Origin of the sequence: Arthrobacter sp. AL12 (assembly GCF_029960645.1) — a bacterium.
Classification (GTDB): domain Bacteria; phylum Actinomycetota; class Actinomycetes; order Actinomycetales; family Micrococcaceae; genus Arthrobacter.
In genome coordinates, this window is record NZ_JASBQY010000014.1 from 70,629 (window position 1) to 92,774 (window position 22,146).

A 22,146-nucleotide genomic window follows, 5' to 3' on the forward strand; every position below is an offset into this window, starting at 1 on the left:
TAGCGGATCATGTGGGATACGAGCTCGGGCCGGACCTCGGCCGGACGGGGGCCGCGCAGCGACTGGGCCCGGCTGACGGGCAACACGGTGGAGGTGTGTCTATTAGGGAAGCACATCGTGACCGGCGTCGTGGAACAAGCCGCTGACGACGGATCCGTCCTTTGGATTGCGGCCGCCGGAGCCAGCACGCGAAAGCTCTTTGATAAGCCGACCGGATATAGGGTCCGGGTCTAGCCGCCCAGGGAGTGCTACTTCCACCCGCAAGCACTCTCCCGGGTGGAGGCGCGGTGGCGCGCGACTGCGCGCTGGAGCAGGGCGTCCAGTCAGCGGGATGCACCGTCACGATTTTGGCCATATTCTGGCCAAGTGATTACAAACACCATGAAGTCAGGCCAACAGGGCGAACAGATTGACAGGCAGGCGCGCATTCTCGAAGCGGCACTGGAGCTGCTGTCACGCCACGGCATCTCAGGTGTCAATATGCGCGCCGTGGCCCGGGAAGCCGGCGTCGCACTCGGGCTGGTGAACTACTACTTCGAAGACAAGATGAGCCTCATCCGTGCGGTCCTGCATCAGATCGACGAACGCGATGTCAAGCTGGTCGCCCCCGATCCGGCATCGCCCCCCGACGGGCAGCTCCAGAAGGCCCTTCGCCGCCTTGCGGACCCGGAATTCCTCACCACCGAACATCTGTCCCTGCGCCTCCACCTCTGGGCTCTCGCGCAGGCCCATGAAGACTTTGCGCTGATTAACGCGGAGGCCTTCGAACGGTACCTCAGTGGACTCGCGGCGCTGATAGGTAATGCGAAACCTGAACTTTCCAGTGATGAATGTAGGGTGCGGGCGGCGGACATTGTTGTCGTGCAAAACGGGATGTGGCTGACAGCGCTCCTGGGCGTGGACGAGTCCTCCATCCAAAGGAGCATCGCCCGTACTGAGGAGATCGCCTTCGCCGCCTAGCGGGGGGATTGCCCAGGCATTCCGTGAAGGCGCCAGCGCCTTCTCCAACGACGCTAGGACCTTCAAGCTCGGCCACCGCACGGCCGCCAGTCCCCGGCGCGTACCGGGCCGCCGTAGCTCTTGAACGTAACAAACAAACTTTTCTGAACACTTGTCCAGTGGTGCTATTGAACACTTGTTCAAGCTGCATTACTGTTCAGCGGTATGACCTACACCACACCAGTGACGTCTTACGGTTTCTCCGGAGCGCCACGGTGTACCGCCAGTTCCCGGAAGCAGGATCACCGGCCCTGGGCGGAAGATCTGCGCCAGGCAGAAGGAGAGTTCGCAGCATGACAAAAACCAACTACGACTACGTCATCGTCGGTGGCGGGAGCGCGGGGTCCGTGCTTGCCAACCGTCTGAGCGATGGGGGCCAGAGCAGTGTCCTGGTCCTCGAAGCGGGGCGGAGCGACTACCCCTGGGACCTCTTCATCCAGATGCCCGCCGCGCTGACCTTTCCCAGCGGCAATCCTTTGTACGACTGGCGATACCAGTCGGACCCCGAGCCTCACATGGGCGGCCGTCGGGTAGCGCACGCACGCGGCAAGGTACTGGGCGGCTCCAGCTCAATCAACGGCATGATCTTCCAGCGCGGAAACCCGCTCGACTACGAACGCTGGGGCGCGGACGCCGGGATGGAAACCTGGGACTTCGCGCATTGCCTGCCGTACTTCAACAGGATGGAAAACGCGTCCGCCGCGGACCCGGACGATGAGCTGCGCGGGCACTCAGGCCCCCTCGTGCTGGAACGCGGCCCGGCCACGAACCCCCTGTTTCAGGCTTTCTTCGCCGCCGCCCAGGAAGCCGGGTACCCGCTGACGGATGACGTCAACGGTTACCGCCAGGAAGGCTTCGCGGCATTTGACCGCAACGTCCACAAAGGCCAGCGGCTGTCGGCGTCCCGCGCCTACCTCCGGCCTAATTTCGGCCGGGACAACTTGACCATCCTGACCCGGGCCTTGGTCACCAAGGTCAACTTCACGGGCAACGTGGCTACCGGCGTCACTTACCGCCGCAATGGCAGGACCCACCAGGTGAACGCAGGCGAAGTGATCCTCGCAGGCGGCGCCATCAACACCCCACAGCTGCTCCAGCTCTCCGGCGTTGGAGACGCGGCCCACCTGAACTCCCTGGGCATCAACTCCGTTGTCGACCTGCCCGGGGTCGGCGAAAACCTCCAAGACCACCTCGAGGTCTACATCCAGCACGCCTGCACCCAGCCGGTCTCCATGCAGCCCAACCTTGACCTGTGGCGCTACCCGCTGATCGGGCTCCAGTGGCTGCTGGGCCGGACGGGACCGGCAGCCACCAACCACTTCGAGGGCGGCGGCTTCGTCCGCTCCAACGAGGACGTTGCGTACCCGAACCTGATGTTCCATTTCCTTCCGGTCGCAGTCCGCTACGACGGCCAGAAGGCCGATGCCAAGCACGGCTACCAGGTGCACATCGGCCCCATGTACTCCGACTCCCGCGGCACCCTCAAGATCAAGTCCACCGATCCCACCGTGCACCCGTCCATGGTGTTCAACTATCTCTCCACGGACCAGGACCGCCGCGAATGGGTTGAGGCCGTTCGAGTTGCCCGTGACATCCTGGGCCAGTCCGCCATGGACCCCTTCAGCGGGGGCGAGCTGTCTCCGGGCCGGGCCGTGCAGACGGACGCGGAGATCCTCGACTGGGTTGCCCGCGACGCCGAAACAGCACTCCACCCGTCCTGCACTGCGAAGATGGGCCCCGATTCCGATCCCATGGCTGTCGTGAACCCGCTGGACATGACCGTGCACGGCACCAGGGGCCTCCGCGTGGTGGACGCCTCCGCTATGCCCTATGTCACCAACGGCAACATCTACGCGCCTGTCATGATGCTCGCTGAAAAGGCCGCCGACCTGATCGCCGGCAATGCACCGTTGGCGCCGCAGCACACGGAGTTCTACCGGCACGGCGTCAGCCCGCTGGAGCGTAACGGCAACGCCGCCCCTGCGACCAGGGGCTAGAAATGACCGATGCACACACCAGAAGGAGAGACAATGACTGCCACAGCTGAGCAAGTCCATCAGGCCGGGAAATCACGGGACCCCATCAAGGGCCTTTACATCGGCGGAGCCTGGCAGCAGGCGTCCGACGGCGGTACCACCTCCGTGCGCTGCCCGGCAGACGGTCACGAAGTGGCAGTGGTCGTGTCGTCCACCGTCGAGGATGCCGAGCGGGCGATCGCCAGTGCACGGGCAACGTTCGATGGCGGCCCGTGGCGCAAGCTCACAGATATCGAGCGGGGTAGCGTGCTGCTGCGCGTGGCCGACCTGCTTGAGCGGGACAAGGCCGCCTACGCCCGGGCGGAGGCGCTCGACACCGGCAAACGCCTCGTCGAGGCCGAGTACGACATAGACGACATTGCTGCCTGCTTCCGCTACTACGGAAAGATCGCAGGCCTCGACGCCGGCCGGGTGATCGACACGGGCCGGCCCAACGCCATCAGCCGCGTGGTCTACGAGCCGCTCGGTGTCTGTGCCCTCATCGCACCGTGGAACTACCCGCTCCTCCAGGCTGCATGGAAAGTGGCGCCGGCACTCGTCGCCGGAAACTCGTTCGTGCTGAAGCCCAGCGAGCTAACACCGTCCACCTCGATCCTGCTCATGGAAACCCTCGAAGAGGCAGGCGTCCCTGCCGGCGTCGCCAATCTCGTCACCGGACCCGGCTCGACGGTGGGCGGCCCACTCAGCTCCGACCCGCGCGTCGACCTCGTCTCCCTGACCGGAAGCCTGGCGACAGGCCAGACGATCATGGCCGCGGCCGCGGCGACAGTGAAGAACGTCGCCTTCGAACTCGGAGGGAAGAACCCGAACGTCGTCTTCGCAGACGCCGACTGGGACGCCGCCGTCGACAACGCCCTGACAGCCGTTTTCCTGCACTCCGGGCAGGTCTGCTCGGCAGGGGCGCGGCTCGTCGTCGAGGAGTCGATTGCAGACCGCTTTGTGGCCGAGATCGTGGAACGGGCGAAAAAGATCCGGATGGGCGGGCCGTTCGATCCCGACGCCGAGACCGGGCCGCTCATTTCCGCCAAGCACCGGGACCAGGTCCACGCCTACGTACAGGCCGGCATTGCGGAGGGCGCCGAGCTGCTGTGTGGCGGCTACATCCCTGACGAGGGACCGCTCGCCGACGGTTACTTCTACCCGCCCACCGTCCTCGGCAACTGCCGCTCCGGCATGAGCGTACTGCGCGAGGAGTCATTCGGCCCGGTGCTGACCATCGAGACGTTCCGGACCGAGGATCAGGCCATCGCAATCGCGAACGATACAGAGTACGGCCTGGCTGGCGCGGTATGGACATCGGACGCCTCTAAAGCGCAGCGCGTCGCCGGCGCCCTCCGGCACGGAACCGTGTGGATCAACGACTACCACCCGTACGTACCCCAGGCCGAGTGGGGCGGCTTCGGGAAGTCCGGGATCGGCCGCGAACTCGGCCGGGCGGGTCTCAACGAGTACCGCGAGGCAAAGCACATCTGGCAGAACATCCAGCCCGCGCCCAGCCGCTGGTTCGGCGCGGCTCCGGCTCCGAAGGAAACGGGGGAGGGCACGGCCAGCTAGGCAACAGCATTGGGGAAACAGCCGGGCGCCACCACGGCGCGGCGCCCGGTCGCTTGGTTTCATCTGCGTCCAAAGCGGCCGCAAATCACCACCATCGTGCTTTTCTGACTTAGGAGTTCCGTTGATAGAACCCAGCAAGAGTACTGATTCAAGCGGCATGGACCATTTCGGCTATGCCCAGACCCTGGACCGAAGCATCGGCAAGTTCGCCAGCTTCGCGGCCGGAGTCAGCTACATCTCCATCCTTACCGGCGTTTTTCAGCTCTTCTATTTCGGTTTCGCGATGGCCGGGCCGGCCTACGCCTGGTCCTGGCCGATTGTCTTCGCCGGGCAGCTGATGGTGGCCTTATGCTTCGCCGAACTGGCAGGGCGTTACCCTGTGGCCGGTTCGGTCTACAACTGGGCCAAAAGGCTCTCCTCCGGCACTTTCGCCTGGCTGGCCGGGTGGCTGTTGTTACTTTCCTCAATTATGGCCCTGGGCGCCGTGGCACTGGCCCTCCAGCTCACCCTGCCCCAGATCTGGTCCGGGTTCCAGATCATCGGTGACGGCACCGGCACCTACGACTTCGCCCTCAACGGGGTGCTGCTCGCGAGCATCATGATCGGCATCTCCACCCTCATCAACGCCTTCGGCGTGAAACTCATGACCAAGATCAACAGCGTGGGCGTCCTCGTTGAACTTGTTGCCGCGGTGTTGCTTATCCTCGCACTCGCGTGGCACATGGTCCGCGGACCCGGCGTCCTCTTCGAAACCACCGGGTTTGGGGCGGACCACCCCTTGGGCTTCTTCGGAGTGTTCATCATCGGCGCCATGGCATCGGGCTACGTGATGTACGGCTTTGATACCGCCAGCTCCCTCGGCGAAGAGACGAAGGACCCGAAGCGCACGGCACCCAGGGCCATCCTGCGGGCGATCACCGCGTCCTTTGTGCTGGGCGGACTGATCCTGCTGACCGGGCTCCTCGCGGCCCCGGACCTAAATGATCCGAAGCTAGGCCATGCTGACGGCGGCCTGCAATACATAGTGCTGTCCGTGCTGGGCGGCCCCTTCGGCAAAGCCTTCCTGCTGTGCATCGTGGTGGCCGTCATGGTCTGTACGCTGGCCGTCCACGCCGCCGCCATCCGCATGATGTTTGCAATGGCCCGGGACAACAACCTTCCCTTCAGCCGCCACCTGGGCAAGGTACACCCCGTCCGGAAGACCCCAACGGTCGCCGCGATCGTGATCGGAATCATCGCGATCATCCCGCTGATCGTGAACGTCTCCCAGCCTGCCATCTTCACCATCCTCTCCAGCATCAGCATTGTCCTGATCTACCTCTCCTACCTGCTGGTGACCGTGCCCATGCTTCGGAACCGCCTGGCCAAAAAGTGGCCGCTGCCCGATGACGGCACCGAGCCCGGCTTCAGCCTGGGCAAATGGGGACTGCCGGTGAATATCCTGGCGGTTCTGTGGGGCGGCGCCATGACACTGAACCTCATCTGGCCACGCCCGGAAATTTACAACTCCGTGCCGCCATTCGAGTGGTACCTGCAGTGGGGCGGGGTTCTCTTCGTCGCTGCCGTCACAATCACCGGCGTCCTGATGTACCGGCTGAAGCTTCGGCACCAGACGGGTATCCTCGCCGGGCATGCAGCCGCACCAACAGCACCTTCGTCGCTGGGCTCCGCCGAGACGAAATCGGAAGTGCCCATCAGCGTGATGTAACGGCCCGGCTCCCGGGCGTGTGGCGGCCACCGCGTGATTCTTGAAACGACCCACCAGAGTACGTTTCGAAGAGAGCTCACGCGGTGGCCGCACCCATGTTATGGATCCTGCCCGTTTTCTGTCAGAACAGCTCGAGCAGGCATCTCGGGATCTGGTGCGATCCATGCTGACCACCTTCATGAACGCGCTGACTGCCATCGCTCCTCCGTCCCGGTCGTGGCCGGATTGGAAAGGCCTCTGCTTCACGCTCGGGTACACCGCTTACGGGGCGTCAGCGGCGCCGAAGGGCCCGATGACGGAAGAGCAGAAGGCCGAGGGGCAACGCTGATCGAAAACAACACGCTGATGCAGTCGGCTACTTGCTCTGCACTGACGTGGGCAGCTAATTCGCTTTCCCTGCCGATGACCGGTGCAGCATCAGCGTTACCCCGCTCAGTAGTGACACCGCGGCCGTGAGAGCGAGCAGTGGCCCCAGCCCCAGGCCAGGGATCACCGCGCCGGCGAGGGCCGGCGCTGCGACTGAACTGATGGCTCCCACAACCAAGCAGCCCGTGAACGCGGCACCTGCGCGGTCGGGCACCAGCTCGGCGGTCCAGACCGCGAGTACCGCCGATCCCGTCATGTACCCCGCACCGAAAATACACGCTGAGACCGCCGTCGCGGTCAGGGAGTCGCTGGCCAGGCCGAGGAGCGCCAGCGCCGCACCGACGGTCACGAGGCTCAGGGCGGCGACCCGCGAGGTGCCCAGCCGCTGCGCGGCGGCCCCGGTCGCTACGCCTACCATGCCGCTGAGGCCGATAGCGGCGTAGAGCGCAGGGACGGCTGCCGCGGGGAGGACGCCGCGGTCCAGGATGTCCGCGGCGTAGGTGAAGTAGATGACGACGACCGCGAAGTAAACGACCGAGTAGGCGGCAGGGACTCGCAGCGCTCTCGCCAGTGAGGAGGTACTGCGCGGTCCGTCCGGGCGCGGGTCCGGCCTGGTCCGCGGTACCAGGCGGAGGTTCGCGGCCGCGGCGGCCACCGCGGCAAGGGCGGTGCCGGCCCAGATCAGGCGCCACGAACCGAGCGCAGCGAGGGCGGCCAGGCCGCCCAGCAGTACCAGTCCGCCGCTGGTACCGGTCGTGATGATGGCCAACGTTCGTGGTTGCTGCCGCAAGGGCACCGAACGGGTCACGATGTCGGAGTAGGGCGCCCAAACAAAGCCGCCTGCGCTGCCGGCTAATATCACACCGAGGGCGAGCAGCCAGGGAGACTGGGCGACCGTTACGATCACCGCTCCCAGAGCGCCGCATGCGCCGCCTATGGTCGTCGGTGTACGCGACCCGTGGCGGGTGGCGAGCGGCCCCGTGAGCAGCAGGCCGGCCAAATAGCCTGCGAATGTTGCGCTGGCGACCAGGCCGAGCACCAGCTCGGAAAGCCCCAGGTCCTGCCGGATGTCCGGCAGCGTCAGGCCGTAGGCGTATCGGGCCATGCCGAATGCGACCCCGACCACCGCCGCACCGGCCAAACCGACGCGGCCACCCGCGGAGAGCTTCATGAATACCCCTCGTCCTGCACCGTGCGCTGTCGCCCTGACGAGCTCGGCTTTGAAGTCATCGGGCAGCAGCGCGATGTGGACTAAGCGGTCCTCGCGCGCCAGCACCGAGGCTCACCCTATCAATGGCTCGTCTACGCAGTCGTCAGGTGCGTATCCTTGGCATGCCGGGGGCGTGCCGTTCCCGCCGGCGATTAAAAGTTTCGGTGCCCGGGCAAGGCTCTGGTGGAAATGCCGACCAACGAGGTCCTTACAGGTCCTTTTGCAGATCTCGACGTCGAATCGCTTCCGGCCAAAGCATCGGGACTTTTCGTTTTGGAGCAGCAAGAGCTTAAGAACGCTGCGGAGGAATCCGATCTTATTGTCCTGGACCGCGATTGGGGCGCCAGGTCCGTGGCAACAACACGGGGGTGCGTGGGGATGCCGTCAGCGGGTATTTGACCGGCGCAAAGTTCGCAGAGGTACGTCGCTAAAAGTTCCGGAGGGCGCGACACTTAGGGGACCATCGTCGGCGCCGGGAGGGTCACATGAGCAGATCAAGATCGTCCAGCGTTTTGGTTTCCGCGGCAGTTCTATTCGCCTTGTCGCTTTCCGGATGTGGTCAGCAGGCAGCGCCGCCGGCGTCGGACACTGCGAGCGGACCCGCCGCCTCCGTGGTGACAACCGCAGCACCGAGCCAAGGGCCCTCGTCGGTTGGGTCACAGAGCGCTGCTGGAGCCCCCATAGCGTCGGCGGCCTGGACTAAGTACACGACGGCGGACGGCCAGCTGACATTCGACTTGCCCGCCGCATGGACCGTCAGGGATCCCGCCGGTGAGCTGGCAGAAGGTGGTGGCGTATTCGCGGAGGTTAAGAACCAGGCCGGGAGGCCACTGGCTACTCTCCGGACCAACATGGCCACGGGTTCCACCTGTACGGAGCGGTACCCTTACTCCATCCTGGACTCGCAGGAGATGACGGCGCTGACGCAGAACGGTGCCGTGCCCCGGTACGTGTTCGAGACCCGCGGCAACGCAGAGGATCCCGGGCCAGCGGATACGCCGGGAGCTGCCTACGGCATCGTGACCGGCCCGGTACCAACGGGGGATTCTGCGTGCTATATGTTCCACTTCTTCCTCTGGCCGCCCAATTCTGCCATGTTCGGGGCGTTCTACGATCCCGCCAACAACGTGACGCCTGGAGACGCAACCCTGCCGTATCTGGAGAAGGCGAAGAAGTACGCGGACACTCCCGAGTACCGAGATATCAGGAGGATGATCACCTCGTTGCGGCCGACGAGTTAGGCAAGGGCAACGGCGCTTCAGACATCGGCAAGATGCTCGGAGTCTCCCGCGCCACGGTCTGCCGATACCTCCCACAGGCAACGGGGCGAGAAACCCCGGTCCGACGACGACCTCGAAGCGGCCCGCTCGACCCTCGTCCTCGGTCGCAGGCGGGTGGCGGGCCGGTGGCGATGATACCGGGAGAGGTGCGCTTCGCGATGGCATCCATGGCGAACGCCGGTACGAACGCCGGCGAACTCTACGAGGAGCTCGGGGGGTTAGGATCGGCGATTATGGGGACAGCAGAGGACTTGTTCGAAGGGCAGCCCACCGGAATGCCTGAACCGATACCGCGCGGCACCGCGCTGTACCGGGAAGGTCCCGGCCCCGCCGTGGTCCGGCACCTGGAAGGCTATGGCTCGTTCGTTGACTTCTGTTCGGCGCAGGGAGTCCCGGCCTATGAGCTGGCCGCTGACCCTGAACGGCTCATCCGGTTCCTGCGCACCGTCGGCTCCCAACTCGCCGACGACAGCACCCTCCGCGCGGCGGCTGCGGTCTTTGTCGGGAACACCATCGCCCGGCTCCGGCCGGACGCTAAGTGGACCGCCTATGAAGGGGCCCCTTCCACGGTGGGAAACCGCGAGAAGGCGTTCGAGGTTCACCGCCTGCTCGAAGCTCTGCGCAGCGCGAACGACGATGCCGAGCGCGGGCTGCTTGCCGTGCTCGCGGACTGGGCCCAGGAAGAGCCGGAGGAGCCCCCGGCAAGGCCGCCCCTTCCGGTGTTCCCGTCAGCAGGGCAGCCCCGCTACGTCCGGCCCGACGTGCCGGCTGGAACCTATTACAACCGCGACGGGGAGCCCATTCCCTACGGCCGGCAATGGGGCGCGGGTGCGCCCGATCCGGAGTCCCACAGCGTGGACAGCCACCCCGAGCGTTTCGCCGGGCTCCACGCCGTCGCCCGTGCCCTGATCGACCACCTCACGTCCGTGTACGATGTCGACGTCCAGGACGATCCGGCCCATGCCGGCGAGCTGCTGAGGGCGGGCCGGGATGTGCTGCGGGCGGTCAAGGTCAGCCCCCGGGATCCCGGGGCGGCGGCGCTGACCTTTGTGCTGACCGGGTACCCGGGGGTGATGGTCCACGCGGGGGTGCTGCATGACTTCGCGTTTCCGGTCTGCGGCTGCGACGCCTGCGACGAAACGGTGGAAACGACAGCGGACCGGCTGGAGCGGCTGGTGCTCTCGGTCGCGGCCGGCGGATACCGCGAACGTTACCCGGTGGGCCGCAAGCGGTGGAGCGAATACGCCCTGGCTGCGTTTGACGATTCCGGCTCGGAAAGCGGTCAGGGCGAACCCCCTCCGGCCAGTGCCGAGCGCCTGCACGCCGCGGAAATCACGCTGCGGGAGGTCCCGGTCGGGTGGAAACCCTGGCCCCCGCGCCGAAGCTGACACCGGACGCCTGTGCCCAGCCCGGAACCGGACTTGGCTCAGGAGATGGCCGGCCTTTGCCCGTCCGGGAACGGGGTGTTGAGCCCGCCGGGAACCTAGCGTCACCGCGCCGGGCGCACGAGCGTGACCCACAGATGCCACAGCATCGCGGCGAGGGTGGCCGCGGGCCTTTCCCTAAGCGACGTCTACCGCCGCTACTGCAGCCCTGGCACCCCGTCCCGGATTGTGAAGGCCGCCTTTGTGCGGACGGGGGAGCCCGGCGTCGTGACGTAGTCGAGCACCCGGAAGTCAGCGGTCAAGGCGTCCTTGGTAATGCGGGTGTTCACGTAGCCGCGGTTGTCGTTGTAGAACTTCAGGTGCGGGTTCCAGGCCATGGTCGCGTCCGTGGTGGAGCCGGTGCCGTTGCCGGTGGACGAGATGGACGTGCAGACCAGTTCCGAGCCCACCACGGGTGACGCCGGGTCCTTGTAGTCCACCTTGACGTCGTTGGCCCAGTTGCGGTGCACGTCTCCGGTCAGGACGACGGCGTTGCGCACCTTGGCGTCCACCCAGCCCTGGGTGATGCGGCGGCGGGAGGAGGCGTAGCCGTCCCACCCGTCCATGGAGACGTCGTCGATCTCCGGCGCCTGGTTGCGGTCCCGCTCGGCGAAGAACACCTGCTGGCCCAGGATGTCCCAGCGCTGGGTGGAGTTCCGGAACCCGTCCAGCAGCCACTTCTCCTGCTCCGCGCCGGTGATGGTGCGGTCCTCGGCGAGGCGGCCTGCCACGTTCTTCTTCCAGCCGTCACCGGCGAGCTGGTCATCGCGGTACTGCCGGGTGTCCATCATGTGGAAGTTGGCCAGCTGGCCCCACTGGATGGTGCGGTAGATCTTCATGTCGAACCCGGCCGGCACGGAGGACGCCCGCAGCGGCATGTTCTCGTAGTACGCCTGGAACGCGGCGGTGCGGCGCTGCCGGAACCGCTCGGTGGTGTCGTTCAGCTGGGCCGCGTCGGTGTTCTCCGGGATCTCGTCCGCCCAGTTGTTGTCCACCTCGTGGTCATCCCAGACCACCAGCCAGGGTGCGACCGCGTGCGCGGCCTGCAGGTCGGCGTCGGCCTTGTACTGCGCGTGCCGCTGCCGGTAGCCGGCCAGGCTGGTGGTCTCGGGACCCTCGTGGTCGCGCGGGTTGCCGCCGCCGATCACGTAACTGTCCTTCTTGTACTCGTACAGATAGTCGCCCAGGTGCAGCACCAGATCCGGCTGGTCCTGCGCCAGCCGCGCGTAGGCGGTGAAATAGCCGTGCTCGTACTGCGCGCAGCTGGCGAACGCCATGGCCAGCGCCGCCGGCGTCTCGTGCAGCGCCGGGCTGGTCAGCGTCCGGCCCACTGCGCTGAGGTGCCGTCCGGTGCGGAACCGGTAGAAGTATTCACGTCCAGGCCGCAGGCCCCGCAGCTCCACGTGCACCGAGTGCGCGGTTTCGATCCGGGCAGGCTCGACGCCGCGCGCGACCACCTTGCGCATTCCGGCGTCCTCCGCCACCTCCCACGCCACCGCGACGTTGCGAGACGGCATCCCGCCCAGGCCGTCCCCGGCCACCGGGTCCACCGCCAGCCGCGTCCAGATCACGAAGCCGTCCGGCCACGGCTCGCCGGAGGCGATGCCGAGCAGGAACGGATCGGTGCGGAGGCCGGCGTCGTCCGCGGTGGAAACGGCGACGGCGGCACCCGGCCAGGCGGCGACGAGCCCGGCCCCGAGGCCTGCGGAAAGAACGGATCTGCGTGAAATGTTGTCCATGCCTTCGACCGTACGGAGGCCTGTTGGACGGGTTCTGTGGACAGTGTGAACGCGCCGTTAACGACGTGACAAGATCTGTTGACTGGGTTTCTGCAGGCTCGTTTTCTCCAGGCTCAACGCCTCCCTGCGATGCGCTTGGACAGCGCGTCGATCGTGTATGTAGGCCCGAGCAAGCAGGCAGTGCCTTCAACCGCCCCGGGGTTTTTGTAGGTCAGCGCCTTGTCCTCGCGTGCCGCCGCGATGAACTGTCCGACGGTGGCGACCATATCCCCCCAGGGACTCTGTTTCGGGCGTCGTCGAGCGGGTCCACTGGGGTGACACCCAACGGCCGCATTCCTTCTGCGGACGCCAGACCCCCCAGGGAATACGAGCAACATACTCATTTCAAGTGATCGGTCCGTCACCGATGACGCTGCCAACAAAACGGCGGCATGATTCCCGGGACGGTCTTCCTTCGCACCGCCCAGGTCTTTGGTCCCTTACCCCTAGTCGAGGGGCCTACGTAGGCTGGCCCGTGGGTCGGATCCCGGCCAGCGACGTCACACAGCATGTTCCGGTGCTGCACACAGGGCACGACCCGGAGTTCGTCCGGTGATCGGTCACCTCCCCAGATTTTGGCATTTTTGGCGGTGCGCCAGCCCAACTCGCACAACTCTAGGCAAATGAAGGAAACCAAAATGAGGAAATACTTGTGGCGTCTGCTGCTTACGGCGCTGTTCACAGTAATGACGCTGGCCGTTCCACAATCGGTCCTAGCCGCCCCGCCCGACCTTGGGTATCCTGCCTGCGCTGGCTTTAACATCACCGTCAAGTCAAGTGGCGGGAACCAAGGCACCCGCATGACGCGGCTCAAGGACGGCATCATCTACACCATCGTTGCTGGCAGCGGGACGACCATATCTGTGACGAACGTTGATACCGGCAAGACCGTAACTTTCGATACGAAGGGTTCAGTCACCAGGACTGCCACGGACGCCACAACGGGCGAAATCCAGTGGGCGCTTTCGGGTGCAAACCTGGTCCTGTTGTTCGACAAGGTCGACGTTGGCGGCCCGTCCACTGTCCTGTACACGGGGCTGGTCAAATTCGCCACTGACAAAAATTACACCTTGACACAGCCTTTCCAGAAGCAATCAGGTACCCAGCGGGACATTTGTGCAGAGTTGAGCTAGGTGGAATCATCGCCTGGGCATCAGGAGAAACCTGCTGCCCAGGCGATATTTTGTGCTGGCCAGTGGTACCGACCAACACAAGACGCCGACTGTCGACGGCGAGCTTTCATGGCGTCGAGAACGGCACTCAGTTGAGAGGAGGTCCTTTGTCAGGGCGGTCAGCTGCTGGAAATGATCCAGCACTTCGGGGCCTGTCATGACGCGTCTGTTGCCGTCTCGGTCCGCTGCATCTCGGCGTCGATCCCGTCGCGCTGGCGCTGTAGTTCGGCGAGCCGCACCTCAGGATCGGGCGTCCTACTGCTGGACCAACTTCGCTAGAACGGCAAGGACGCTGGTGAGCGGTCTGGGAGCCACGAAGTCGCGTTCGCCGCGTCCCGCCGAGAGATCGTATCGGAGCTCGTCCTGGCCCTGGATGAGGCCAGACTCTTTCGGGACGGCCCAGCCGTCTAGGTACTCCGAGGCCTGGCGCGGCAACTTGTCTTCGGTAGGCATCCCGGAGGGAGAAGAACCTTTCAGGCGCCCGGTGCCGGTGAATCAGCTCCTGTTCCAGCCTCACTGACCGTCCCCGACCTGACCGCTCTCAACGAGTCATATAGCGCAGCCCCATCAGATGCCAGTCTGCAATGGGTGTTTTCGTTCAGTGCGGACTGCACTACCTTCTTGCTAAGGCCGCGGGCAAGCAACGGTGCGCTGACCCCCTGCAGGAATTTCTACCCGGAAGGACTGGGAAAGGTCATGAATCCACGTACCAAACTCTTCGTTGTTCTCGGCGTCCTGTTGCTGGTTGATGGCGGGGTGGCACTGTTTGCCTTCAACAACACCACTCGGAGCAGGGCCGCGGAGTACAGCCCGCAGATCAACCCTGCCGATTTCAGCACCAACATCACCAACAAATACTTCGCCCTTCCGGTCGGGAAGAAATTGACTTATGAGACCACGGAGCAAGGCAAGGTCACCGAGAGGGTTGAAATCGAAATCCTGCCGGAGACTATGACCATAGACGGCGTGGAGACGGTGGTGTATCTGGACAGGGAATTCAAGAACGGGCAGCTCGTAGAGGAAACCCGGGATTATCTGGCGCAGCACAAGAACGGCGACGTGTGGTACTTCGGCGAGGACGTGGACAACTACTGGAACGGGATGCTGCTGAACCACTCCGGCAGCTTTTTGCATGGACGGGACGGGGCTAAAGCCGGCGTCTGGATGAAGGCCGAGCAGCGCGTTGGCGATTCCTACCGGCAGGAGTTCTACGCGGGTCATGCGGAAGACATCACGGACACGGTCGCTACCGGCGAGACCGTCACCACCAAATCCGGCACCTACACCGACTGCGTCAAGGTCTACGACTGGACGCCGCTTGAAAAGGATGCACGGGAGTATAAATATCACTGTCCCCAGGTCGGTGCGCTGGTCCTTACCGAGGACCTGCAGACGGGGAGCCGGGCCGAACTCGTGAATGTTGATGACCTGTTTGCGGCGTCTGAGTCGATCACCCTTTTGCCGCTGACGTCCCAGTTGACGGACGCGCCACTGCTGAGGTTGACCATTGAGCCAGGACAGCTGACCGGGTTGGAGCGCGTCAGCCAGATCATGGTGGACAAGCTGACAACGGTGCCTCGCGCCAACCTTGGGCAGCGAATGGGACGAGTGGATGCCAAGACGATGGTTGCAGTTGAGCAGTCCCTTGCCATTTTTCTAGGTCTGGGGAGCTGAGATTCACTCGCCGGCGCCGGCCTCGGGCGGAGCCCACATGGTTGGACGGGGTTCGCCCCGCAGCCGTTCGACAGCCCAGTCCCAGCGAATCAGTTCCTGTTCCAACCGGACCGACTGGCCGTAGCGGTCACCGCCCAGCGCATCATAGAGCGCAGACTCTTCAGCCGTCAGCCTGGTGAGCGAGGCCCGTGACGGAGTTGGCTCGGTGCCCCACGCATCACGGTGGGCCAGTAGCGTTTCCTCGTCCATTAGCACGCTGACCACATGCGGGTGAACGGACCGGAGCTGGTCTAGGATCCGGAAGCCGTGGGTGTCGACATCACCCCAGTACCGGACCGCGCAGTCGCGCAGCCACTCCGCGTCCCGGAGCGACGAGAACCCGTACCCTCCGCCGTAGATGGCGAGGGTGCCGGGCGCCTCCGGTAAGGCTAGGAAATTTACCAGGTTCTCGGTGACGATCACTCTCTTGACAGGCAGGTTCAACGTGCTGAACGCCTCCGCCGTGACGGTCAGGTCCTGTGCCTCGCCCAGCAGTTTGAGCCCTGGGTCCAGCGCCCGGAACCTGACGAGTTCGGGCTGGTGCAGGAATCCGTGCCGCGCCGCGAACCGTGACGCCGGTGTCCGGGCGGTTGTTTGCCCCAACAGCGACCCCGGCTCGGTGGTCCCCTCCGGAAGAAGATCGTCCGAATCGGCGTGCACGGGGACATCAGCGCGGGGGCCCGCGGCGGCGTCGGCGATGGCAGAGTGCAGCGGCGGGTCGGTGCGAAGCTCCGCGGCCAGCTCACCGATGACTTTCCGGTGCTTCTCGATGAACTTGGTGTGGACCCCGGGCAGGCTGAGCTGCCGGACATACACGCCGGGGTCAGGGTTGTCCCGCAGCCAAAGGGCCACCCGGGCGGCGGTCAGCGCGTCGGCGCCGAGTTCCAGTAGCTGCACTGGCCGCTTCAGCGCCCAGTGGCGGAAGGAAGGATTCAGCTCCAACAACCCGTCGGCGAGCCTCCGGAACCGCGCCGCGTCCTTCGCCTTCCCCACAAACGCAATCTCATCCTCCGCGGAGTCGAAAACCGCCGCAGCCGGCAGCAGGTTGGCTCCGATGGTGCTTCGGCCCACCTCCGCGGTCTCCAGCGAGAAGTGACCAACGGAAGCGAACAACTCCGCCGCCCAGGCCCGGGCCGCAGCGTAGTCACTGCGGAGGGTGGCCGCCGTCGGACGTTTCAGCGGGCGGCGGCGTGGATAGGCGCCGCTGGGATCCAGCAGCTCGCGCAGCAGCGTCCCGCTGTCCCAGGCCTTTTGCGACTGGGCGCGCAGCATCGCCAGCGTGGTCCAGCCCTGCGCGCGCCCGGCCGGGGATTCAGCCGGCACGGCGGTCCCTTCCCGAGCCCGGTTCGGGGCCCTCGGGACGCCGCTTAGGCACGCCGGTCCCGTTCGTCCCGGTATTCCTGGATGGTCATGTTGCGCAGCTGGGAGTCGTCGCCGTTGGTGTTGGCCACGAAGCCGACGTGGGCCACGAACGGTTCGATCACATGGATCTTCTGCAGCGGAGTGACGATCAGCAGCTGCAGCTTCATCCGCTGGAAGAGCTCCAGGCCGTACCGTGCGGACTCGTCCGAGCCGCGGCCGAAGGCTTCATCGATGACGACGAACCGGAAACTGCGGCCGGCGCCGGCGTTCCTTCCCGTCGCTTTTCCGGAGCCGAGCCCGAACTGGAACGCCAGTGCGGCGGCGAGGATGGTGTACGCCAGCTTTTCCTTCTGCCCGCCGGATTTGCCGCCCGAGTCGGTGAAGTGCTCAAACTCCTCACCGGTCTCGGTCCACTTCTCGGACGCGGAAAAGGTGAACCAGTTCCGCACATCCGTCACCTTGGCTGTCCAGCGTTCATCCAGCGCGGTGTAGCCGTCCCGGCCGCGGAACCTTTCGATCAGCCGCGCCACCTGCAGGTACTTCTGCTCCGAGTACTGCTCCTCGTCCCCGATGGTGCCCTCCGAACAGGCCCGCAGGTCCATCCCGAACTGGCGGACGTCCAGGTCCGTGGTGTTCTGGTGCTCCAGCTGGATGTGCCGGCCGGGGTTGTACTCAATGCCGGCCAGCGAGAGGTTGATTTCGCCGATCCGGTTCACGATGTCCTGCCGGCGGCTGTCCAGGAAGGCGTTGAAGGCCACCACCTCGTGGATGGTGTTCTGGTTGAGCGAGTCCTTGAAATGGGCCTCGAAGCGGGGCAGGTCGTTGCTGGCCAGCTGCTCCAGCAGCCGGTTGTAGTCCCCGGCGGCCTCGAGGGCGGCGTCGATTTCGGTGGTTTCGTTCGGGTATTTGTTCCGGAAGTCGGCCATCAGCCGCACCGTGTTTTCCGCCGTGCGGGCGATCCGTTTGACCAGCGCGTCGATGATGTCCGTCAGCCCGGCCCGCACGGTGCTTTCCACCGCCGCGGTGTTCTTGTACGTCAGCGGTTTGTCCCCGAGCGCGGCAGTGGCGAGCTGTCCGACGGCGGCCAGCACCCCGGCGTCGTCCGTCAGGGGCTGCTCGGCGAGGACGGCAGCGCTTTCCTCGATCGCGGCGGCGATCTCCTTGGCCGCCTCCTCGTTGGCGCCGATCCGGCGCTGGAGTTTGTCCGCCTGGTCCTCCAGGCGCCCCAGCCGCTCCGTCATCTCCTGCTCGCGGGCCGCCAGCTGCTGCAGGACATCGCTGGCGGACTCGAGGTCGGATTTCTCCTGCTTGAGGTCCTCGATCCGGCGGGCGGTGAGCTGCCAGCTGATCTCGGCGAATTCCGTCACGGACCGGACCGTTCCGAGCTGCTGGTTCTGCCGCCCGAGCGCACCGAGGTAGTGGTCCACCTTGCCGAGCCGGTCTTTGTTGGCCTGGAGCTGGCCGCGGATCTCGTCCTGCTCGGCGAGGAAGCGGGTGACCTTGTCCTGGTTGTCCCAGCCGAGCACATAGTTGCGCCGGTCCGCCAGGTCTTTGCGGTCGTCCTTCTCATGCCGCCCGCGGCCGCCCTTGAGCTGGCCGTTACGGGTCAACGCCTTGGGGTACCGGCGGAAGTCCTCCAGGTTCTCGCAGCAGAAGTAGTCGAAGCGGCTGTTGAGTTCGTCGAGCAGGAAGTCGCGGAACGGCGTGCCGTGCTTGATGGCGATCTTGGCCGCCAGCGTCCCCGGCTCGGCGGCCCTGGGGGAGTGCGACTCGCCGATCTTCAAGTACACCAGCCGGCCCCGGAGGTTGTTGGTGTCCACCCATTGGCTCACGGCCTGGTAGTGCTCGGCGGGGACGAGCAGGGAGAGCGCGAACCCGTGGAGGGTGCGTTCCGCGGCGCCCTCCCACTCGGCCTCGCCGTCGCGGACCCGGAGCAGTTCGCCGGCGTAAGGCAGCGCGTTTTCTGGTATGCCGGTGCCGTCGGACAGCCGGCGGCGGAGCTCCAGTTGGGGGCGCGGCAGCAGGTTGGGGCGGGACTGCAGGCTGGTCAGTTCAGCGCCGATCTCGGCGGCGCGCTCGGTGAGCGTGGTCCGCTCGATGGTCAGCGTGGTGCGGCTTTCCTGCAGCCCGCGGGAGTTCTCGCCGAGCTCCGCTTCCACCGCGGTGAGGCGGGCGCGGTTGGCGTCAAACAGCACCCGGTCCCCGGCGGCCGGCAGGCCCAGGCCTGCGGCGGCTTCCGTGTAGTTGTCGAAGCGCTGCCGCTGGGTGCGGGATTCCCCGGCTAGGCGGGTGACCTCGGCATCAATGGCGGCCAGCCGGCCGCCGCCGTTGCTGCGGATGTCCTCCTTGACAGCGGTGAGGTCGTGCCGGAGGGCGGTGATCGCGGTGGACAGCTTGCCGCCGTCCTCGCGCAGCCGGACTCCGGTGTCCGCCAGCTCCGCCTGGTGCTCCCGGCTCAGCGTCAGCTTCCGGTCCGTGAACCACGGATGCAGCTGGTCCCGCTGGGCCCGGGCGGTCTCGTCCTCGCGGCTCAGTCGGGCGTGCTGGGCGGAGCCCTCCCTGATGGGCGTGAGCAGGCCGATCTGGTCCTTGGCCCGCAGCACGGCGTCGTGGGCCTTTTTCAGGTCATCGAAGTGGTGGATGAGGTTGCTGATCCGGGCCTCCACGTCGTCTTCCTCGAGCATGTTGGTGCGCACGAAGGACGTGATGTTCTCCACCTGCTTCATGGAGACGGTGCGGTGGAACAGCTCCATTGCCTGGTTCCCGCCGATGCCGAACTGCCGCTTGAACGCCGCCGCGTAGGGGTCGAAGGAGTCATGGACGGTGACGCCGGCGGCCTTCAGCCTTCGCTTCAGGAGGGCGGGGTCCTGGCCGAAGTTCGCGAAGTCCGCCGCGATGGACATGTCCTTTTCCGCCAGCGAGTAGAAGCGGTTGGGTGTGCCGGCCTCCTGCATGGCCCAGAGCGTGACCGCCAGGGTGACCGATTTGCCCAGCACCGCGTTGTGGAACACGGCCAGCACCACGGTGAGGGTTCCCGTCCCGCGCAGTGCCACCGGCTTGGAGTATTCACCCCCGGCGCTGCGGGTGCTCTTGTGGAAGCCCCGGACGTAGGACATGAGGTTGCGTTCTTTCCTCGACGCGCCGGCGGCCTTGTTGTACTCGATCTTGTTGGCCGGCAGGAGAAGGGTGGTGATCGCATCCACCACGGTGGACTTGCCCGAGCCGATGTCGCCGGTGAGCAGGCTGTTGGCGCCGTCCAGCCGGAACGTGCGGATCCCCTGGTGGAAGGTGCCCCAGTTGAGCAGCTCCAGACGGTGCAGCCGGAAGCCCGGGGGAGTCCCGGCGTCGTCGGTGGAGTCCTGGCCGGGTTCCTCCAGGCTGAAGAGGCTGTCCTGCAGGTCGGTTTTCAGTTCAGCGGTCATTTGCTTTCCCCTTCCATTGCCTCAGGGCCAGCGCCGGTGCCAGGACCAGCGCCGGTCCCGGCCCCGGCGCCGCCGCCGGTGAGCGACGATCGGTAGTCCGCCAGCCGCGCGTCGAACTCCTCCAGCCACTGCGCGTCCACGTAGGCCTTCAGGATCCGGGCCACCTCGTAGGTGCCCGCCTGTCCGCGCAGTTTGCGCAGGAAGCCCAGCTCCACCACTTTTTTGATGTTGGCGCCGAGCTGGTCCAGGATGCGGGCCTCGTTGCTGGACTCGGGCAGGAACACCGAGACCATGTCCGCAATTTCCTGCTCGGTCATGATGAGCCGGAGCTCGCTGGAGTTGGTGTCGAACTCCAGCATCCGGCCGCGCAGCAGGGCCAGCAGCAGGCTCACATTAAACGTCAGCTGCCGCCGCGGGATCAGCCGGGGGAGGGTTCCGTCCGGGTCCTCCCGGGACTTCAGGAACGCGTACCCCTCGGATTCGTCCAGGATCAGGTCCAGCCCCAGCACGGACACGTAGTCGCGGACCTGGGAGGTCAGGGCAATCAGCGACTGCCAGATCTTCTCGTCCGCTTCGGCGTAGACCACACCCTTGAAGAGACGGGTGACGACGCCGGGAAGCTCCTCCGGCGTCGGGGATTCGGCTGTCCTGGTGTCCGGCGCTCCGGCGGGGTTCATGCTGGCCTTCCAAAAATGATCTGGTCGATGGTCGCCTCGCGGATGCTGCCGTCCGGCAGCTGCCAGGACAGCTGCTGCGTGGCCTCGGCGTTGATGTCGGCCCACTCCGACTCCGTGGCCAGCTGGTAGTAGGCGACGATCTCGGCCAGGCCCTGCCGCAGCGGATGGGCGTCGGTGATGTCCGCAAGGGTTGCCTGCTCCGCGCCGGCCAGGACGGCGTCGATGTTGGCCTGGAGCCGCTGCGTATCGACGTGGAACTGGCTGAACAGGGCGCCGGCGTCCACGTCCGCGTCGTCGGCGGCCACGACGTCGTCGTCCACCATCACCTTCCGGCTCGGCTCGTACAGGGGCCGCTCAAACGGCAGCGCCACGTCCACGGACGGCGCGGCGATGTCCAGGAAGACGCCCGACGGCGGCGCCTCCCGGGTGCCCAGCGCACCGGATTCGACGCTGCGGATCAGCTGCATGATGCGTTTGTTCTCCAGGAAGACCTTGTCATCGAGCAGGCGGCGCATCTGCTGGGAGAGCTGGCGGACCGTGGCCTGGGTCTGTTCGACGGCGGGCAGCCAGTCCTGGTGGAGGTTGGTCACGGCCTGGAGGTTCTCGGTGCCGGCCAGCGCCTCGATCCGGGTGGCGCGCTGGAGCAGGTCCTTCAGTTCGGTGCGCAGCTGCGGGGACATCAGGTAGTCCCAGAAGCCCTGGAACGTCCGTCCCTGCAGGGAACTGCTGATGTCCTGCTGGTTGGCGAAGATGGTCTCCAGGAGATCGCCCTGGGACCCGTCCCAGGTGGCGATCTGTTCGCGGACCTGGCGGTCCAGTTTCCGGAAGTTCTGCTCGACCTCGCGGAAATCGGAGAGCAGGTCCTTGGCCAGGGAAGTCAGCTGCTGGAAGTGGTCCAGGGCCTCCGGGGCGGTCATGACCCTGATGTTGCCGTCGCGGATGCGCTGCATTTCCGCGTCGATGCCGTCGCGCTGGCGCTGGAGCTCGGCCAGCCGCACTTCCGGGTCCGTCTCCGACTGCTGGACCAGGGCCTTGAGGACGGCGAAGATGCTGGTCAGCCGCGACTGGGTGGCCACGAAGTCCCGGCCGCGCAGGCTTTCCACCCAGTGCACCACGTCCTCCGCCGCGGCGGTGAGGTCGTACCGGGGCTCATCCTGGCCGGGCACGTAGTACTTGCGCAGCCAGGCCCGCTCCGGGGCGGCCCAGTCGTCCAGGTACTCTGCGGCCGGGCGCGGGAACTTGTCCTCGCCGACGTCGTCCCGGAGGCCGAACAGGACGTCGTCGAGATGGTCGATGAGGTCCTGGCGGCCGATGTCGCGCTGGTTGGGGCCGGTGAAGGCCTTCATGAAGAAGGAGACCGCCAGCGGGGCGTTCTGCGCGCGCAAGAGCGACCATCCGGCGTGGTTTTCACGCAGCGAATTGATTGCGTAGTAGTCCATCGTGTC

The 22,146-nt window shown here is 65.8% G+C and carries 16 protein-coding genes; 8 read left to right on the plus strand and 8 right to left on the minus strand.

The features are described 5' to 3' along the window. Nucleotides 1-366 precede the first annotated feature (366 nt). From QK291_RS14545 to QK291_RS14560, 4 genes are all read left to right on the plus strand, one after another. A complete protein-coding gene (locus tag QK291_RS14545; protein WP_282383132.1) occupies nucleotides 367-960 on the plus strand; it encodes a TetR/AcrR family transcriptional regulator in 594 nt (197 codons plus the stop codon). 332 nt (nucleotides 961-1,292) lie between these two features. Further along, nucleotides 1,293-2,996, plus strand: a complete 1,704-nt coding sequence (betA, locus tag QK291_RS14550; RefSeq protein ID WP_282383134.1) for a choline dehydrogenase — start codon at nucleotides 1,293-1,295, stop codon at nucleotides 2,994-2,996. A gap of 33 nt (nucleotides 2,997-3,029) precedes the next feature. After that, nucleotides 3,030-4,589 (plus strand): aldehyde dehydrogenase family protein, encoded by a 1,560-nt coding sequence (locus tag QK291_RS14555; RefSeq protein WP_282383136.1) that lies wholly within the window; start codon nucleotides 3,030-3,032, stop codon nucleotides 4,587-4,589. Nucleotides 4,590-4,746: 157 nt separating this feature from the next. After that, nucleotides 4,747-6,297, plus strand: coding sequence for an APC family permease (locus QK291_RS14560; protein ID WP_282383137.1), 1,551 nt, complete (start codon nucleotides 4,747-4,749; stop codon nucleotides 6,295-6,297). Nucleotides 6,298-6,679: 382 nt separating this feature from the next. Here the strand turns inward: QK291_RS14560 and QK291_RS14565 are convergent, their stop codons facing one another. After that, complete coding sequence (locus QK291_RS14565; protein WP_282383139.1) at nucleotides 6,680-7,834, minus strand: MFS transporter; 1,155 nt, start codon at nucleotides 7,832-7,834, stop codon at nucleotides 6,680-6,682. Between the two features lie 890 nt (nucleotides 7,835-8,724). Here QK291_RS14565 and QK291_RS19070 point away from each other — a divergent pair. Continuing rightward, complete coding sequence (locus QK291_RS19070; protein ID WP_348994582.1) at nucleotides 8,725-9,114, plus strand: hypothetical protein; 390 nt, start codon at nucleotides 8,725-8,727, stop codon at nucleotides 9,112-9,114. A gap of 314 nt (nucleotides 9,115-9,428) precedes the next feature. Next, nucleotides 9,429-10,541, plus strand: a complete 1,113-nt coding sequence (locus QK291_RS14575; protein ID WP_282383145.1) for a DUF6226 family protein — start codon at nucleotides 9,429-9,431, stop codon at nucleotides 10,539-10,541. Between the two features lie 194 nt (nucleotides 10,542-10,735). Here the strand turns inward: QK291_RS14575 and QK291_RS14580 are convergent, their stop codons facing one another. Further along, the gene (locus tag QK291_RS14580; RefSeq protein ID WP_282383146.1) at nucleotides 10,736-12,316 is read right to left on the minus strand and encodes an alkaline phosphatase D family protein; all 1,581 of its coding nucleotides are present in this window, start codon (nucleotides 12,314-12,316) and stop codon (nucleotides 10,736-10,738) included. A 113-nt stretch (nucleotides 12,317-12,429) separates the two neighbouring features. Next, on the minus strand, nucleotides 12,430-12,582 hold the full coding sequence (locus tag QK291_RS14585; protein WP_282383147.1) for a hypothetical protein: 153 nt from the start codon (nucleotides 12,580-12,582) through the stop codon (nucleotides 12,430-12,432). Between the two features lie 396 nt (nucleotides 12,583-12,978). Here QK291_RS14585 and QK291_RS14590 point away from each other — a divergent pair, with 396 nt between their 5' ends. Beyond that, complete coding sequence (locus QK291_RS14590) at nucleotides 12,979-13,488, plus strand: hypothetical protein (RefSeq protein ID WP_282383148.1); 510 nt, start codon at nucleotides 12,979-12,981, stop codon at nucleotides 13,486-13,488. Nucleotides 13,489-13,782: 294 nt separating this feature from the next. On the opposite strand, the gene QK291_RS14595 is transcribed toward QK291_RS14590, so the two are convergent. Next, on the minus strand, nucleotides 13,783-13,980 hold the full coding sequence (locus QK291_RS14595) for a hypothetical protein (protein ID WP_282383149.1): 198 nt from the start codon (nucleotides 13,978-13,980) through the stop codon (nucleotides 13,783-13,785). Between the two features lie 243 nt (nucleotides 13,981-14,223). Here QK291_RS14595 and QK291_RS14600 point away from each other — a divergent pair, with 243 nt between their 5' ends. Beyond that, entirely contained in the window at nucleotides 14,224-15,201 is a 978-nt protein-coding gene (locus QK291_RS14600) for a type II toxin-antitoxin system PemK/MazF family toxin (protein WP_282383150.1), read from the plus strand. Nucleotides 15,202-15,204: 3 nt separating this feature from the next. Here the strand turns inward: QK291_RS14600 and QK291_RS14605 are convergent, their stop codons facing one another. The 4 genes from QK291_RS14605 to QK291_RS14620 are packed head-to-tail and all read right to left on the minus strand — an operon-like array spanning nucleotide 15,205 to nucleotide 22,140. Continuing rightward, nucleotides 15,205-16,563, minus strand: a complete 1,359-nt coding sequence (locus tag QK291_RS14605; RefSeq protein ID WP_282383151.1) for a DUF3322 and DUF2220 domain-containing protein — start codon at nucleotides 16,561-16,563, stop codon at nucleotides 15,205-15,207. Between the two features lie 44 nt (nucleotides 16,564-16,607). After that, nucleotides 16,608-20,024, minus strand: coding sequence for an ATP-binding protein (locus tag QK291_RS14610; protein WP_282383152.1), 3,417 nt, complete (start codon nucleotides 20,022-20,024; stop codon nucleotides 16,608-16,610). Continuing rightward, a complete protein-coding gene (locus QK291_RS14615; protein ID WP_282383153.1) occupies nucleotides 20,021-20,701 on the minus strand; it encodes a DUF4194 domain-containing protein in 681 nt (226 codons plus the stop codon). Before QK291_RS14615 ends, QK291_RS14610 begins: the two co-directional genes overlap by 4 nt. Further along, nucleotides 20,698-22,140: a DUF3375 domain-containing protein gene (locus tag QK291_RS14620; RefSeq protein WP_282383154.1), complete on the minus strand. Its 1,443-nt coding sequence runs from the start codon at nucleotides 22,138-22,140 to the stop codon at nucleotides 20,698-20,700. Before QK291_RS14620 ends, QK291_RS14615 begins: the two co-directional genes overlap by 4 nt. Nucleotides 22,141-22,146 lie beyond the last annotated feature (6 nt).